Origin of the sequence: Streptomyces sp. NRRL S-87, assembly GCF_000719335.1 — a bacterium.
Lineage (GTDB): Bacteria > Actinomycetota > Actinomycetes > Streptomycetales > Streptomycetaceae > Streptomyces.
The window spans coordinates 18,992-33,814 of the sequence record NZ_JOGB01000044.1; the positions used below are offsets into that span (position 1 = coordinate 18,992).

Here is a 14,823-nt window from a genome sequence, read left to right on the forward strand (position 1 = left end):
TTCCGTTTCCCGGCCGTTTCGAATGCGTGTCGGCCGGGCATGACAGTCAGGCTCCCCCGGCGCATCCTGGGGGAAGCCCCCGTGGGCAATGAAGCCCACTCCTCCGTCGGGACCTCCGACCCGTGCTCCGCACCTGCGAAGGTCCTCCTTTTCTGCCTCGTGCAGTCCGCATGCTGGAATGCAGTATCCGGTTCCCGGGATTGCAGCCATCATGTAACCTGCACGCAATTTCGCAGAGGGCCAACGTCGTCCCTCGGCACATGCACATGCCACGACGACGACGGGAGAGCCGATGCGTTCCGCATCCACGCACTCCGCGACCGGCCCCAGCAGCACCGCCTGGTCGCCCATGGACGGTCGCCCCGCCCAGCAGGGCCTCTACGACCCGCGCAACGAGAAGGACGCCTGTGGCGTCGGTTTCGTGGCGAACCTCACCGGCGAGGTCAGCCACACCCTCGTTGAGCAGGCGCTGACCGTACTGCGGAACCTCGAGCACCGCGGCGCCACCGGCTCCGAGCCGGACTCCGGCGACGGCGCGGGCATCCTGTCCCAGGTTCCCGACGCGTTCCTGCGCGAGGTCGCGGGCTTCGAGCTGCCCGAGGCCGGCGCGTACGCCGTCGGCATCGCCTTCCTCCCCGCCGTCACCGACGGCGACGGCTCCGCACAGGCCGCCGCCGTCGAGACGATCGAGGCCATCGCCGCCGAGGAGGGCCTGACGGTCCTGGGCTGGCGCGACGTCCCGGTCACCCCGGACCTGCTCGGCAACGGCGCCCGCGCCACCATGCCGGCCTTCCGGCAGCTGTTCGTCAGCAACGGCACGAGCGGCCTGGAGCTGGACCGCACGGCGTTCGTACTGCGCAAGCGCGCCGAGCGCGAGGCGGCCACCTACTTCCCGTCGCTGTCGGCCCGCACCATCGTCTACAAGGGCATGCTGACCACCGGCCAGCTGGAGCCCTTCTTCCCGGACCTCTCCGACCGCCGCTTCGCCTCGGCGATCGCCCTGGTCCACTCGCGGTTCTCCACCAACACCTTCCCGAGCTGGCCGCTCGCCCACCCGTACCGCTTCGTCGCCCACAACGGCGAGATCAACACGGTCAAGGGCAACCGCAACTGGATGCGCGCCCGCGAGTCCCAGCTGGCCTCGGACCTCTTCGGCGAGAACCTGGAGCGGATCTTCCCGATCTGCACCCCGGACGCCTCCGACTCCGCCTCCTTCGACGAGGTGCTGGAGCTGCTCCACCTCGGCGGCCGCTCACTGCCCCACGCGGTGCTGATGATGATCCCCGAGGCGTGGGAGAACCACACCTCCATGGACCCGGCCCGCAAGGCCTTCTACCAGTTCCACTCCACGATGATGGAGCCCTGGGACGGCCCGGCCTGCGTCACCTTCACCGACGGCACCCAGGTCGGCGCGGTCCTCGACCGCAACGGTCTGCGCCCCGGCCGCTACTGGGTCACCGACGACGACTTCGTCGTGCTCTCCTCCGAGGTCGGCGTCCTCGACATCGACCCCGCCAAGGTCGTCCGCAAGGGCCGCCTGCAGCCCGGCAAGATGTTCCTCGTCGACACCGCCGCCCAGCGGATCATCGAGGACGACGAGATCAAGGACGCGCTCGCGGCCGAGGCCCCGTACGCCGAGTGGCTCGAGGCCGGCGAGATCGAGCTCGAGGACCTCCCCGAGCGCGAGCACATCGTCCACACCCACGCCTCGGTCACCCGCCGCCAGCAGACCTTCGGCTACACCGAGGAGGAGCTCCGCGTCCTCCTGGCCCCGATGGCCCGCACCGGCGCCGAGCCGATCGGCTCCATGGGCACGGACTCCCCGATCGCGGCCCTCTCCGAGCGCCCGCGCCTGCTGTTCGACTACTTCACCCAGCTGTTCGCGCAGGTCACCAACCCGCCGCTGGACGCCATCCGCGAGGAGCTCGTCACCTCGCTGCGCTCGCACATCGGCCCGCAGTCCAACCTGCTGGACCCGACCGCCGCGACCTGCCGCAACGTCCTGCTGCCGTTCCCGGTGATCGACAACGACGAGCTGGCCAAGCTCATCCACATCAACGCCGACGGCGACCTGCCGGGCCTCAAGGCCGTCACGCTCTCCGGCCTCTACCGCGTCAGCGGCGCCGGCGAGTCCCTGGCCGCCCGCCTGGAGGCCATCTGCGCCGAGGCCGACGCGGCCATCGAGGGCGGCGCCCGCCTGCTCGTCCTCTCCGACCGGCACTCCGACGCCGAGCACGCGCCGATCCCGTCGCTGCTGCTCACCTCCGCCGTCCACCACCACCTCATCCGCACCAAGCAGCGCACCCAGGTGGGCCTGCTCGTCGAGGCCGGCGACGTCCGCGAGGTCCACCACGTCGCGCTCCTCATCGGCTACGGCGCCGCCGCCGTCAACCCGTACCTGGCCATGGAGTCGGTCGAGGACCTGCTGCGGGCCGGCACCTTCATCGAGGGCATCGAGCCCGAGAAGGCCATCAAGAACCTGATCTACGCCCTCGGCAAGGGCGTCCTGAAGGTCATGTCCAAGATGGGCATCTCGACCGTCGCCTCCTACCGCGGCGCGCAGGTCTTCGAGGCCGTCGGCCTGGACGAGGCCTTCGTCGAGAAGTACTTCAACGGCACCGCCACCAAGATCGGCGGCGCCGACCTGGAGGTCGTCGCCACGGAGGTGGCCGCCCGGCACGCCAAGGCCTACCCGGCCTCCGGCATCGCCCCGGCGCACCGCGCGCTGGAGATCGGCGGCGAGTACCAGTGGCGCCGCGAGGGCGAGCCGCACCTGTTCGACCCGGAGACGGTCTTCCGCCTCCAGCACGCCACCCGCAACCGCCGGTACGACATCTTCAAGAAGTACACGGACCGGGTGAACGAGCAGTCCGAGCGCCTGATGACGCTCCGCGGCCTGTTCAGCTTCAGGTCCGACCGCCCGGCGATCTCCGTCGACGAGGTCGAGCCGGTCTCCGAGATCGTCAAGCGCTTCTCCACCGGCGCCATGTCGTACGGCTCCATCTCCCAGGAGGCGCACGAGACCCTCGCCATCGCCATGAACCAGCTGGGCGGCAAGTCCAACACGGGTGAGGGCGGCGAGGACCCGGAGCGCCTGTACGACCCGGCCCGCCGGTCCGCCATCAAGCAGGTCGCCTCCGGCCGCTTCGGCGTCACCAGCGAGTACCTGGTCAACGCGGACGACATCCAGATCAAGATGGCCCAGGGCGCCAAGCCCGGCGAGGGCGGCCAGCTGCCCGGCCACAAGGTCTACCCGTGGGTGGCCAAGACCCGGCACTCGACCCCGGGCGTCGGCCTGATCTCCCCGCCGCCGCACCACGACATCTACTCCATCGAGGACCTGGCGCAGCTGATCCACGACCTCAAGAACGCCAACCCGGCCGCGCGCATCCACGTGAAGCTCGTCTCCGAGGTCGGCGTCGGCACGGTCGCCGCGGGCGTCTCCAAGGCACACGCGGACGTGGTCCTCATCTCCGGCCACGACGGCGGTACGGGCGCCTCGCCGCTCACCTCGCTCAAGCACGCGGGCGGTCCCTGGGAGCTCGGCCTGGCCGAGACCCAGCAGACCCTGCTGCTCAACGGCCTGCGCGACCGGATCGTCGTCCAGACCGACGGCCAGCTCAAGACCGGCCGCGACGTCGTCATCGCCGCCCTGCTGGGTGCCGAGGAGTTCGGCTTCGCGACGGCCCCGCTGGTGGTCTCCGGCTGCGTGATGATGCGCGTCTGCCACCTGGACACCTGCCCGGTCGGCATCGCCACCCAGAACCCGGTGCTGCGCGACCGGTTCTCCGGCAAGCCCGAGTTCGTCGTGAACTTCTTCGAGTTCATCGCCGAGGAGGTCCGCGAGCTGCTGGCCGAGCTGGGCTTCCGTACGCTCGAGGAGGCCGTCGGCCACGCCGAGCTGCTGGACACCACCGAGGCCGTCAGCCACTGGAAGGCGCAGGGCCTGGACCTGGAGCCGCTCTTCCACGTGCCCGAGCTGCCCGAGGGCGCGGTCCGCCACGCCCTGGTCGAGCAGGACCACGGCCTGGCGAAGGCCCTGGACAACGACCTGATCAAGCTGGCGGCCGACGCGCTGAACGCGGAGTCCGCCGAGGCGGCCCAGCCGGTCCGCGCCCAGGTCGCCATCCGCAACATCAACCGGACCGTCGGCACCATGCTCGGCCACGAGGTGACCAAGCGGTTCGGCGGTGCGGGCCTGCCCGCCGACACCATCGACCTGACCTTCACGGGCTCGGCCGGCCAGTCCTTCGGCGCCTTCGTGCCCAAGGGCGTCACCCTCCGCCTGGAGGGCGACGCGAACGACTACGTCGGCAAGGGCCTGTCCGGCGGCCGCATCGTGGTCCGCCCGGACCGTGCCGCCGAGCACCTCGCCGAGTACAGCACCATCGCCGGCAACACGATCGGCTACGGCGCCACCGGCGGCGAGATGTTCCTGCGCGGCCGCACCGGCGAGCGCTTCTGCGTCCGCAACTCCGGTGCCCTGGTGGTCTCCGAGGGCGTGGGCGACCACGGCTGCGAGTACATGACCGGCGGCCGCGCGGTGGTCCTCGGCGAGACGGGCCGCAACTTCGCGGCCGGCATGTCCGGCGGTGTCGCGTACGTGATCGACCTCGACCGCGACAACGTCAACGTCGGCAACCTGGAGGCCGTCGAGGCCCTGGGCGACGACGACAAGCAGTGGCTGCACGACGTGGTGCGCCGCCACCACGAGGAGACCGGCTCCACGGTCGCCGCGAAGCTCCTCGACGAGTGGTCCGTCGCCGTGGACCGCTTCAGCAAGATCATCCCGACCACGTACAAGGCTGTGCTCGCCGCCAAGGACGCCGCTGAGCGGGCCGGACTCTCCGAGTCCGAGACCACCGAGAAGATGATGGAGGCGGCGACCCATGGCTGACCCGAAGGGCTTCCTCACCACCACCCGCCAGACCGCCTGCTCCCGCCCCGTCGAGGAGCGGCTGAAGGACTGGAACGAGGTCTACGTCCCCGGCTCCCTGCTGCCGATCATCAGCAAGCAGGCCGGCCGCTGCATGGACTGCGGCATCCCGTTCTGCCACAACGGCTGCCCGCTCGGGAACCTGATCCCCGAGTGGAACGACTACGCCTACCGCGAGGACTGGGGCGCCGCGTCCGAGCGGCTGCACGCCACCAACAACTTCCCGGAGTTCACCGGCCGCCTGTGCCCGGCTCCGTGCGAATCGGCGTGCGTGCTCGGCATCAACCAGCCGGCCGTCACCATCAAGAACGTCGAGGTCTCGATCATCGACAAGGCGTGGGACAACGGGGACGTCACCCCGCAGGCCCCCGAGCGCCTGTCGGGCAAGACCGTCGCCGTCATCGGCTCGGGCCCGGCCGGCCTGGCCGCGGCCCAGCAGCTGACCCGGGCCGGCCACACCGTGGTCGTGTACGAGCGCGCCGACCGCATCGGCGGCCTGCTGCGCTACGGCATCCCCGAGTTCAAGATGGAGAAGCGGCACATCAACCGCCGCATCGAGCAGATGCGCGCGGAGGGCACCAAGTTCCGCACCGGCGTCGAGGTCGGCCGCGACATCACCGCCACGGACCTGCGCAAGCGGTTCGACGGCGTGGTCATCGCCGCCGGCGCCACGGTCTCCCGCGACCTGCCGGTGCCGGGCCGCGAGCTCAACGGCATCCACTTCGCGATGGAGTACCTGCCGCTGGCCAACAAGGTGCAGGAGGGCGACTTCGTGGCGCCCCCCATCACCGCCGAGGGCAAGCACGTGGTCGTCATCGGCGGCGGCGACACCGGCGCGGACTGCGTCGGCACCGCCCACCGCCAGGGCGCGGCCTCGGTCACGCAGCTGGAGATCATGCCCCGCCCCAACGAGGAGCGGAACGCGGCCTCCCAGCCCTGGCCGACCTTCCCGATGCTGTACAAGGTCACCTCGGCCCACGAGGAGGGCGGCGAGCGGATCTACTCCGTCTCCACCACCCACTTCGAGGGCGACGAGGACGGCAACGTCCAGTGGCTGCACCTCGTCGAGGTGGACTTCGTGGACGGCAAGCTGGTCCAGCGCGAGGGCACCGAGCGGAAGATCCCGGCGCAGCTGGTCACCCTGGCCATGGGCTTCACCGGCACCGACCAGGCCAACGGCCTCGTCGAGCAGTTCGGCCTGGCACTGGACGAGCGGGGCAACATCGCCCGCGACGCCTCGTACGCCACCAACGTCGACGGCGTCTTCGTCGCCGGCGACGCGGGCCGCGGCCAGTCCCTGATCGTGTGGGCCATCGCCGAGGGCCGCTCCGCGGCCCGCGGCGTGGACCGCTTCCTGACCGGCACGAGCACCCTGCCCTACCCGGTCAAGCCCACGGACCGCGCCCTGGCGGTCTGATTCCTCCACGCCGGACCCGCACCGCTCGGCCGCGGTCGGCCTCCCGGGCTTCGCCCGGCCAGGCCGGCCCGGCGCGCGGGAGCGCTGCTCCACCGCGAGGACCTGCAGTACCCGCCCCTCCCGGGGGCGACCCCTCATACGGTCCGTACAACGACGTACGGCACTCGACACGGCGCCCGCCCGTCCCCGACCGGACCCGCGGGCGCCGTGGCGTGTCCGGGGATCACTCCGGCGTGAACTCGTACTGGAGCTCGTAGAGGTGGCCGGCCTTGACCATGACGGTCACTTCGACGGGCCGGTCCGCCGCGTCGTACACCGTACGGAGCGTGCGGAGTACGGGCAGGTCACCGGAGAGCCGCAGGGCTGCGTACTGCTCCTGGGTCGCGATCCGTGCCGAGACCCGGTCCACGCTCAGGCGGGGCGGGTGGCCCAGCTCGGTGAGGAGCGTCGGCGTACCGCCTTTGATCTTGCGCACCTCTGCCAGCTGCGTGCCCTCGGCCACGTCCATGGGGTAGTAGGAGCTCACCAGTTCGGCCGGCTCGCCGTCGATGGTGATCAGCTGCCGCCGCAGTATCGCGCTGCTCCCCTCCGCGATCACCAGCGCTGCCGCGATGTCGCCCGAGACCTGGGTCCGTCCGACCGAGAGTAGTTCGCTCTGCGCGCTGCGACCCTGTTCGGCGACCTTCAGGAGCCAGGGGAACTGGGCGCCGGTCGCCGCCGAGGTGAGGGAGTCCGCCGGTCTGACGGTGCGCTGCCGGTTCTCCCGGACGGTCACCGCGGCGCCGGCGCGGCCGATGACGAGGCCCTCCTCCTTCAGCAGGAGCAGTGCCTTCTGGATCGTCGCGTTGGAGGCGTCGAACCGAGCCTTCAGTTGCGCCGTGGAGGGCAGTTTGGCGCCTGGGGGCAGCTCGCCGCTCATGATCTCTTCACGGAGATCGGCGGCGATGCGGGCGTGCAGAGATCTGGCGTCGGGTACGCCGCTGTCACCGGTTGCCACGGCGCCTCATCCGATCCTGATCTCGTAGCGCAGCTGCTGGCGGTCTGCGGGCATGAGCATCACGTCCGCCTGGAGCGGACGGTCGTCCGCACCGTAGGTCACGCGTGCGATACGGAGCACCGGCTCGTTCGGACCGATCGCGAGCTGACCGCGCTCTTCGTGGCTCGGCATCCGCGCGGTGACCTGCTCCGCAGCGCGTACGCCGACATGGCCGAGCGATGCGAGCAGAGTGACCGCACCGCCCGCGATCTTCGCCGTTCCCGCCAACGGCGTTCCTGCCGCGATGTCGTACGGGTAGTACGTGTCGGTCAACTCGCACGGCTCGCCGTCGAGGTGGATCAGCCGACGCCGGACCACGACCGCTTCGCCTTCGGTAAGCGCCAGCAACGAAGCGACCTCGGCCGGCGCCGGCACCTCCCCGGCGTGAACGATGCGTTGGCCACCGCGGCGCCCTTGCGCGGCGGCCTCGTCGGTCCAGGCGTCGGCCTGACCGGCCTGGCGGGGTGTCAGGTACGGCATCGACGTACTGACCCATCGGTTGTCGCCCATCGGCCCCTCCCGCATCGTTCGCTGTCGAGTCTCCACGTTATGCGACGGCTCGACGCCGGGCAGGGACCAGGTCCACCTTGCCGCTTTTCGCGAAAAGCGCTACGGTCTGTAAGGCATTCGGAACTCAGGGTGGAGGGGTGGTGGGGTGGCGTGTCGGTGGTCCGGCAACAACGCTTCCCGCGGGCTCGCGCATCCGTCCGCGCGGCGCGTCAGTTCGTCGGAGACACGCTCGCGTGCTGGGGGTTGGGCGAGCGGTGGGACGACATGAGGCTGTGCGCTTCGGAACTCGCCGCGAACGCGGTCCTGCACGGTGCTCCGCCCGGACGCGATTTCAGTGTCAGGCTGGTGCGTGAGCCCGGCCGGGTGCTCATCGAGGTGCGCGACAGTGGGCCCGGCCTGCCGGTGTTCCGGTGCGCGTCCCCCGCGTCGACGACCGGGCGCGGGTTGTGGCTGGTCAGGACCGTGGCGGATGAGTGCGGAGTCTCGGACGAGGCGGTGGGGAAGACGGTCTGGGTGGCCTTCGTGGCGTAGGGGGCATCGCCTGGTGGTACCCGGACGAGGGCGCGCCGGCGCGGTTGCTGCGCCGGCTGCGCCGGGTCGCTCACGCCCCGGAGGACTCCGGGGCCTCGCGGGCGGGTTCCTCGTCGTTGCCGCGGCGGAGGGTGCGGGTGGGGGTGCCGGGGCGCCAGGTCGTGACGACCAGTTCGTCGGCGTCCTGGTCGACGGTGATGCGGACGACCTCGGTGAGTTCCGTACGGAAGACGTGGCCGGGGTGCACCTCGCCGGACTCCTCGGCCTCCTCCGCGTACCGGTGCAGCTCGGGCGGTTCGGTGACCTCGACCGCCCGCCCGGAGATCCGTACGTCCCCCTCGGGCATCGTGTCGTCCGGCCCCGGGTTGGAGTGCAGCGCGAAGCGCGGGTCGCGGCGCAGGTCCTGCGCCTTCAGCGAGCCCGGCATCATGCCCAGCCACAGCTCCCCGCCCCGGATCTCCACGTTCAGGCCGGTCAGCCGGGGTGAGCCGTCCTTGCGGAGGGTGGCCAGCACGTGGTGCGGGTACGCGGCGAAGCGGGCCCGTACCGCCTCGGAGAACTCCGGTTCGGCCTTTTCGAAGTCTGCCCAGTTGTCGGTCATGGAGCCATGAAAGCGCGTGCCGCAGCGAAGCGGGGTCAGTTGCGTGCGATCCCGGCGCGCCGGGCCGCCGCCGGCCCGCCCCGGCCACTTCGCCCGGGCCGCTCGGGCTGCCGGGGCGGGCCACGCGGACGCCCTGGCGTACCTGAGGGCGAGGCCCGGTGACCGAGGCGTTCAGGGCCGAGTACCCGGAATCCCGGCCCCCCGGGGCCGGCTGCCGGACGGGGGCAGCAGTGCCTCGGCGGCGGCCGCCGTGACGGCCGCGGCGACGGCGGCCAGGGCGGGCGAGTCCAGCTTCCACTGCTGCCAGTACAGGGGTACGTCCATGGGCCGGCCGGGCGCCAGCTCCACCAGCAGGCCGGACCGCAGCAGTGGCACGGCCTGCGGTTCGGGAACCAGTCCCCAGCCGAGCCCGGCCGCCACCGCGTCCCGGAAGCCGTCCGAGGTGGGCACCAGGTGGCGGACCGGCCCGGCCTGCGAACGGCCCCGGGTGAGGGACCGTACGAACGCGTCCTGGAGCTCGTCGCGCCGGTCGAAGACCACGAGGGGGGCCTCCCGCAGGTCCGCGGCCAGGGTCCCGGTCAGATGCCGGGCGGCGAACTCCGGTGCGGCCGCGGCCAGGTAGCGGGCCGCCCCCAGCGGCCGTACGGTGCAGCCGGCCACCGGGTCGGGCGAGGAGGTGACGGCCGCCATCACCCGGCCCTCGCGCAGCAGGGCGGTGGTGTGGGACTCGTCCTCCCGGTGCAGCTCGAAGCAGACCGGCGGGTCCTGAGACACCCGGGTCAGCGCCGGCAGGAACCAGGTGGCGAGCGAGTCGGCGTTCACCGCGATCGGCACCCGGGCCGGCCCCCGTTCGTCCGCCAGCCCGAGCTCGTCGCGGGCGTCCCGCTCCAGCCGGGCCAGCTGCCGCGCGAACCGCACCACCACCTCGCCCGACTCGGTGGGCCGTACCGGCTTGCCGCGCATCAGCAGCACCCGCCCGGTGCGCTGCTCCAGCGCCTTGACGCGCTGGCTGACGGCGGAAGGGGTCACGTGCAGCACGGCGGCCGCGGCGTCGAAGGTGCCCTCGTCGACCACCGCGAGCAGGGTCTGGACCTGGTCCAGCGGAAGCTCGTCCATAAGTAGGGCTAAGGGTACTTAAGAATCTTTAGCTGTACTCATTCCCGCACGGTCCTTACGGTCGACCTCATGACCAGCAGCATCCTCGCCGCCGCCCTCGCCGGTTTCGGCACCGGACTCTCCCTGATCGTGGCCATCGGGGCGCAGAACGCCTTCGTCCTGCGCCAGGGCGCCCGCCGGCACGCCGTCCTCGCCGTGGTCGCCATCTGCGCCGTCTCCGACGCGGTGCTGATCGCCCTCGGCGTGGCCGGGGTCGGCGCGGTGGTCACCGCCTGGCCGGCCGCGCTGACCGCGGTGGGCCTGGCGGGCGGCGCGTTCCTGCTCTGCTACGGCGTCCTGGCGGCCCGGCGGGTGCTGCGTCCGGACCCGGAGGCCGCGCTCACGGCCGGCGGGCCGGAGGCCGGGTCCGCCCGGCGGGCCGTCCTGACCTGCCTTGCGATGACCTGGCTCAACCCGCACGTCTACCTCGACACCGTCCTGCTGCTGGGCTCGCTCGCCTCCGACCGCGGCGACCTGCGCTGGGCCTTCGGCGCGGGCGCCGCGCTGGCCAGCCTGGGCTGGTTCTTCACCCTCGGCTTCGGCGCCCGCCTGCTGAGCGGAGTCCTGTCCCGCCCCAAGGCCTGGCGGGTCCTGGACGGGCTGGTCGCGGCGACGATGCTCACGATGGGCGGAATGCTCGTGGCGGGTGCCTGAGTCGTCCCCTTCGGGGAGCCGAGGCACCCCGACGCACCCCGAGGCCCCATGAGGCACCCCGAGGCCCCCTGAGGTCAGGGGCGACTTCCGGCCAGAGCGGCGGACTGGCCGTATCTCGGCTGCCCGGCGCGCCTCCGGGGGCGCTTAATGGTCCCCGGCGGCGTCCGGCCGCCGGTGACGAGACGTCGGGGGGACGTATGGACCTCACGGGAAACGCCGCACCGCCGCCCGAGCCCCCGCCCCCGCCCCGGACGCCCCCGCCCCCCGTCCCCCGGGTCCCTCCGACCCCGCACGTCCCCTCGGAACGGCAGCCGGCGCAGGCGTTCCGGGGCGGGGACGCGCTGGTCCTCCGGGTCAGCCGCCGGATGCTGTGGGTGGGCTCGGCCGCGTTCCCCCTGCACAACATCACGTGGGTGGACGCGTTCAAGCTCAAGCCGGACCGGAGGGCGGCGTTCGCGCGCTTCCTGGGGGTGCTCGCCGTCACCTTCGTGATCTACGCCGCGCTCACCTACGCGCAGGACGGCTCCTCGGGCGTGGGGCGGGCCGACGACGGCACGCTCGCCGTCGTCTTCGTGGTCCCGCTGGTGGTCTTCGTCGTCACGGTGGTGTTCGGGCGGTCGAGGAGGGTGCTTGCCGTCGAGACGGCCGGCGGCTCCATGGTGGTCGTGACCCTTCCGAGCATGGAGGAGCTGCGGCGCATCGCCGGCCGCATCGTGGACGCGATCGACAACCCCGCAGCGGAGTTCACCGCGGTCGTGCAGCAGTTCCACAGCAACAGCACCAACCACTACGGCCCCGTCGTCAACATGAACGGCGGGCGGGGGAACACGGGGTTCAAGCTGTGAGCGACGCGTCCCACTACTACGGCCCCGTGGTCAACATGCACGGCGGCCGCGAGAACATCGGCATCAACTACGGCACGGCGGGCGGCGGTGGGGACGCCGAGCTCCGCGCCGTCGTCGAGGAACTGACCCGCCTCCTCGGCGAACTGCGCCGGCACCTCACGCCGGAGCAGGACCGCACGGTCGAGGAGGCCCTGCCCGAACTCGTCCCGGACCTCGCAGCGTTGCGGCAGCGCGGTCTGGTCCTGGCCTCCGTCGCCCAGATCGCCGCCGCCGTCGGCGAGGTCGGCCGGCCCGTCGCGGACGCCGTGGGCCGGCTGCTCGGGCTGCTCGCCTAGCTCCAGGAGGACTTCGGCGCCGCCGCTCCCCCCGGCCGTCCACGCCTTCGTCCGACAAATTCGCTACGTGGCCGCCGGAGCACCGTGATACACAGCCGAGGTGCCCAACATATTGGATTTTCCCGAGGTCCTGCGGCTGATCGAGGACCGCTCGGCCGCGTTCCGGGCCGCGCTCGCGGCCGCCCCCGACCTTGACGTCCAGGTCCCGACCTGCCCGGACTGGACGCTGCGCGAACTGGCGCAGCACCTCGGCGACGGCCGCCGCCGCCAGGCCGCGATCGTCGCGGCGGGCCCGGGCGCCGAGCCCCCGGCGAAGACGGACCCGAAGGGCGCCCCGACCGCGCCCCGCGACCGCGAAGCCCTGGACGCCTGGCTCGCCGAGTCGACCGAGCTCATGCTCGACGCGATGCGCGAGGCCGGCCCGGACCGCGGCTGCTGGACCTGGTGGGGCCGCTCGCAGGCCCCGGAGACCAGCGGAGCCCTGGCCCGTCACCAGATCCAGGAGATCGCCGTCCACACCTACGACGTCCAGCTCACCCAGGGGGCCGCGCAGCCGCTGCCGACGGACGTCGCGGTCGAGGGCGTCGACGAGTTCCTGACGACCGTCTCGGCGACGACCGTCCCCTGGCCGTTCAAGCCGGCGACCATCGACCTGCACGCGACCGAGGGCCGCTCCTGGCGCCTGACCCTCGACGCCGACGGCGTCCGCTGCGACGACCTCGCCGCCGACGCGGAGCCGGGCGACATGGCGATGCGAGGCGCAGCGAGCGAACTGGTCCTCTACTTCTACGCGCGCATCCCGCTCGATGCCCTGGAGACCACCGGAGACACCGAGCCGATGGAGCAGCTCGCGGAGTGGGACCCGAACGCGTAAGAGCCCGGCCGAGGCACCAGCTGGCTAGGGGGCGTCCGCGGGGCGGACCGCGACGGAGACGGTCGTGACGTACGGCTCGTCCAGGCCGCCGTCCGGGAAGTGCCGCAGCAGGTGCGCGCGCTCCGCCGCCAGGAACCCCGCCCCGCGGGCCTCGCCGAGCACGATGAACGCCGAGTGCGTGGCCAGCTTCGCCAGGTGGAAGTCGATCGGCACCCGGCGCGACCAGCGCAGCTCCCGGGTGCGCCAGGAGAGCCCGGCCGGCAGCGTGCGGTCGGAGATGTAGCAGCCGTCGCCGAACCGCGCCACGATCCGGGCCTGCTGCTCGGCCACCCACGGCACGGCCGGGTCCGGGTCGTTCCACCACAGTGCGAGGACGCCGCCGGGCCGCAGCACCCGCAGCGCCGAGGGCACGGCGCGCGCCGGGTCGGTCCAGTGCCAGGACTGGGCGTACGCGACCAGGTCCAGCGAGCCGTCCGCCAGCGGCAGCCGGTTGCCGTCGCCGCGCACCAGCGGGACGTCCGGCAGCTCGCGGCGGAACTGCTCCGCCATCCCGGCCCCCGGCTCCACGCCGGTCACCCGCGCACCGCGGTCGCGCAGCGCCCGGGCGGCCAGCCCGGTGCCGGTGCCCACGTCGGCCACCCGGGCCCCTGCCAGCCGCAGCCCGCCGAACTCCTCCACGGCGTCGAAGACGCCCGCCGGGTACTCCGGCCGGTACGCGGCGTACGCGCGCGCGGCCCGACCGAAGGCCAGGGCCCGTTCGGCGGCGGGGATGTCGTAGGTCATGGTCCGACTATCGCGCGGGACGCCGCCCGGGAACAGGGCGCGTCGCGGCGGCGGGGGGCCAGGCGGGGGGTCAGGGGCTCCTGGCGTACCGGGGACGCGGGGCGCGTCACCCGGCCGGCCGGTGCGCCGGAACGGGGCGCGTCGTCCTCGGCCACCGCGCCACCACCGCCGCCCGCAGCGCCGTGCAGTACCCGCCGAGGGCCCGCAGGTCCGGTGCCCCGCCGGCCAGGTCGGCCACCACCCCCAGCCGGTGCGCCAGCCGCTGGCGGGCGCCGGCCGTGCCCCAGGTCCAGTCGCGGGCCGGCAGCCGCTCCAGGTGCTCGCCCCCGCCGGTCCGCCGGGCCCGCGGCACCAGCGCGTCCCCGCGGATCAGCCACCCGGCGCAGGCGTCCGTGAGGTCGCCCTCCACGGGCGCGATGCGCCGGTACGCCGCCTCGGCGCGCGCGACCAGGGCGGGCGCGGGGGCGGTCACGCACCAGCAGGTGGGGAAGCCGATGCGGAGGTAGGCCAGTTCGGTCGCGCCGCTGCCGACGGCGGCCTGCTCGAAGTCCACGAAGCGGACGCCGCCGGGGGTGTTCAGGTCGTTGCCCGGGCACGGATCGCCGTGCAGCAGGGCGCTGCCGGGGGCCTCGGCGAGGCGCTCCACCAGGGCCGCGAGCTCCGCCCGCACGTCCGCGCCCGCCGGTACGCCCAGCCGGCCGCCGAGCGCGGCGAAGGCCTCGGCGTCCTGCGGGCCGGGCCCCCGCAGGCGGGGGAGCAGCGCCGGGTCGACGGGGCTGGCGTGCAGGCGGGCGAGGGACTCGGCGTACCCGACGATCCAGTCGGGGGCGGGACTCCGGTGCTCCAGGTGCTCCAGGACGAGGACCCGCCGCTCGGGGTCGGTGGCGAGCAGCTCCGGGACGACACCGGACGCGGCGGCCGCGCGCAGGGCGGCGCCCTCGCGCCGGTAGCGGCCCTCGGGGTCGTCGTCCCCCACGGCCTGCTTGACGACGGCGGGCCGGCCGCCGTGCGCCACGAGCTCCACGCGCCAGACGCGGGAGCGGGGGCTGCTGGCCAGCTTGCGGGCGCCGCGCACCGGGCCGAGCCGGTCGCGCAGGGCGTCTCCGTACGGCAGTGCCGGGCGCATGCGGCGGCCTTCCACGGATG

13 protein-coding genes are annotated in these 14,823 nt (G+C 73.0%); 7 read left to right on the top strand and 6 right to left on the bottom strand.

From position 1 onward, the window contains the following. Positions 1 to 349 precede the first annotated feature (349 nt). Both gltB and IF43_RS0125320 read left to right on the top strand, forming a co-directional pair. Positions 350 to 4,897: a glutamate synthase large subunit gene (gltB, locus tag IF43_RS0125315; RefSeq protein ID WP_030204826.1), complete on the top strand. Its 4,548-nt coding sequence runs from the start codon at positions 350 to 352 to the stop codon at positions 4,895 to 4,897. Beyond that, a complete protein-coding gene (locus IF43_RS0125320; protein ID WP_030204832.1) occupies positions 4,890 to 6,353 on the top strand; it encodes a glutamate synthase subunit beta in 1,464 nt (487 codons plus the stop codon). Before gltB ends, IF43_RS0125320 begins: the two co-directional genes overlap by 8 nt. A 223-nt stretch (positions 6,354 to 6,576) precedes the next feature. Here IF43_RS0125320 and IF43_RS0125325 read toward each other — a convergent pair whose 3' ends face one another. Together IF43_RS0125325 and IF43_RS0125330 are read right to left on the bottom strand one after the other, a co-directional pair. Further along, positions 6,577 to 7,350 (bottom strand): GntR family transcriptional regulator, encoded by a 774-nt coding sequence (locus IF43_RS0125325; RefSeq protein ID WP_030204834.1) that lies wholly within the window; start codon positions 7,348 to 7,350, stop codon positions 6,577 to 6,579. 6 nt (positions 7,351 to 7,356) lie between these two features. Next, positions 7,357 to 7,899: a GntR family transcriptional regulator gene (locus IF43_RS0125330; protein WP_030204836.1), complete on the bottom strand. Its 543-nt coding sequence runs from the start codon at positions 7,897 to 7,899 to the stop codon at positions 7,357 to 7,359. Between the two features lie 39 nt (positions 7,900 to 7,938). On the opposite strand from IF43_RS0125330, the gene IF43_RS0125335 reads away from it, so the two are divergent. Next, positions 7,939 to 8,430: an ATP-binding protein gene (locus IF43_RS0125335; protein ID WP_324605125.1), complete on the top strand. Its 492-nt coding sequence runs from the start codon at positions 7,939 to 7,941 to the stop codon at positions 8,428 to 8,430. Positions 8,431 to 8,500: 70 nt separating this feature from the next. Here IF43_RS0125335 and IF43_RS0125340 read toward each other — a convergent pair whose 3' ends face one another. Together IF43_RS0125340 and IF43_RS0125345 are read right to left on the bottom strand one after the other, a co-directional pair. Then, the gene (locus IF43_RS0125340) at positions 8,501 to 9,031 is read right to left on the bottom strand and encodes a pyridoxamine 5'-phosphate oxidase family protein (protein ID WP_030204841.1); all 531 of its coding nucleotides are present in this window, start codon (positions 9,029 to 9,031) and stop codon (positions 8,501 to 8,503) included. A gap of 171 nt (positions 9,032 to 9,202) precedes the next feature. Then, entirely contained in the window at positions 9,203 to 10,147 is a 945-nt protein-coding gene (locus IF43_RS0125345) for a LysR family transcriptional regulator ArgP (protein ID WP_051796100.1), read from the bottom strand. Positions 10,148 to 10,216: 69 nt separating this feature from the next. Here IF43_RS0125345 and IF43_RS0125350 point away from each other — a divergent pair, with 69 nt between their 5' ends. From IF43_RS0125350 to IF43_RS0125365, 4 genes are all read left to right on the top strand, one after another. Further along, on the top strand, positions 10,217 to 10,840 hold the full coding sequence (locus IF43_RS0125350) for a LysE/ArgO family amino acid transporter (protein WP_030204843.1): 624 nt from the start codon (positions 10,217 to 10,219) through the stop codon (positions 10,838 to 10,840). Between the two features lie 197 nt (positions 10,841 to 11,037). Next, the gene (locus IF43_RS0125355) at positions 11,038 to 11,685 is read left to right on the top strand and encodes a DUF6232 family protein (RefSeq protein WP_234332533.1); all 648 of its coding nucleotides are present in this window, start codon (positions 11,038 to 11,040) and stop codon (positions 11,683 to 11,685) included. Then, positions 11,682 to 12,020 carry a hypothetical protein gene (locus IF43_RS0125360; protein WP_030204846.1) on the top strand — a complete coding sequence of 113 codons (339 nt, stop codon included), beginning with the start codon at positions 11,682 to 11,684 and terminating at the stop codon, positions 12,018 to 12,020. The genes IF43_RS0125355 and IF43_RS0125360 overlap by 4 nt, the downstream gene beginning before the upstream one ends. Before the next feature lie 100 nt (positions 12,021 to 12,120). After that, entirely contained in the window at positions 12,121 to 12,894 is a 774-nt protein-coding gene (locus tag IF43_RS0125365) for a maleylpyruvate isomerase family mycothiol-dependent enzyme (protein WP_030204847.1), read from the top strand. Between the two features lie 24 nt (positions 12,895 to 12,918). Here IF43_RS0125365 and IF43_RS0125370 read toward each other — a convergent pair whose 3' ends face one another. Next, on the bottom strand, positions 12,919 to 13,677 hold the full coding sequence (locus IF43_RS0125370; protein ID WP_030204849.1) for a class I SAM-dependent methyltransferase: 759 nt from the start codon (positions 13,675 to 13,677) through the stop codon (positions 12,919 to 12,921). A gap of 106 nt (positions 13,678 to 13,783) precedes the next feature. Further along, the gene (locus IF43_RS0125375) at positions 13,784 to 14,803 is read right to left on the bottom strand and encodes a phosphotransferase family protein (protein WP_030204851.1); all 1,020 of its coding nucleotides are present in this window, start codon (positions 14,801 to 14,803) and stop codon (positions 13,784 to 13,786) included. Positions 14,804 to 14,823 lie beyond the last annotated feature (20 nt).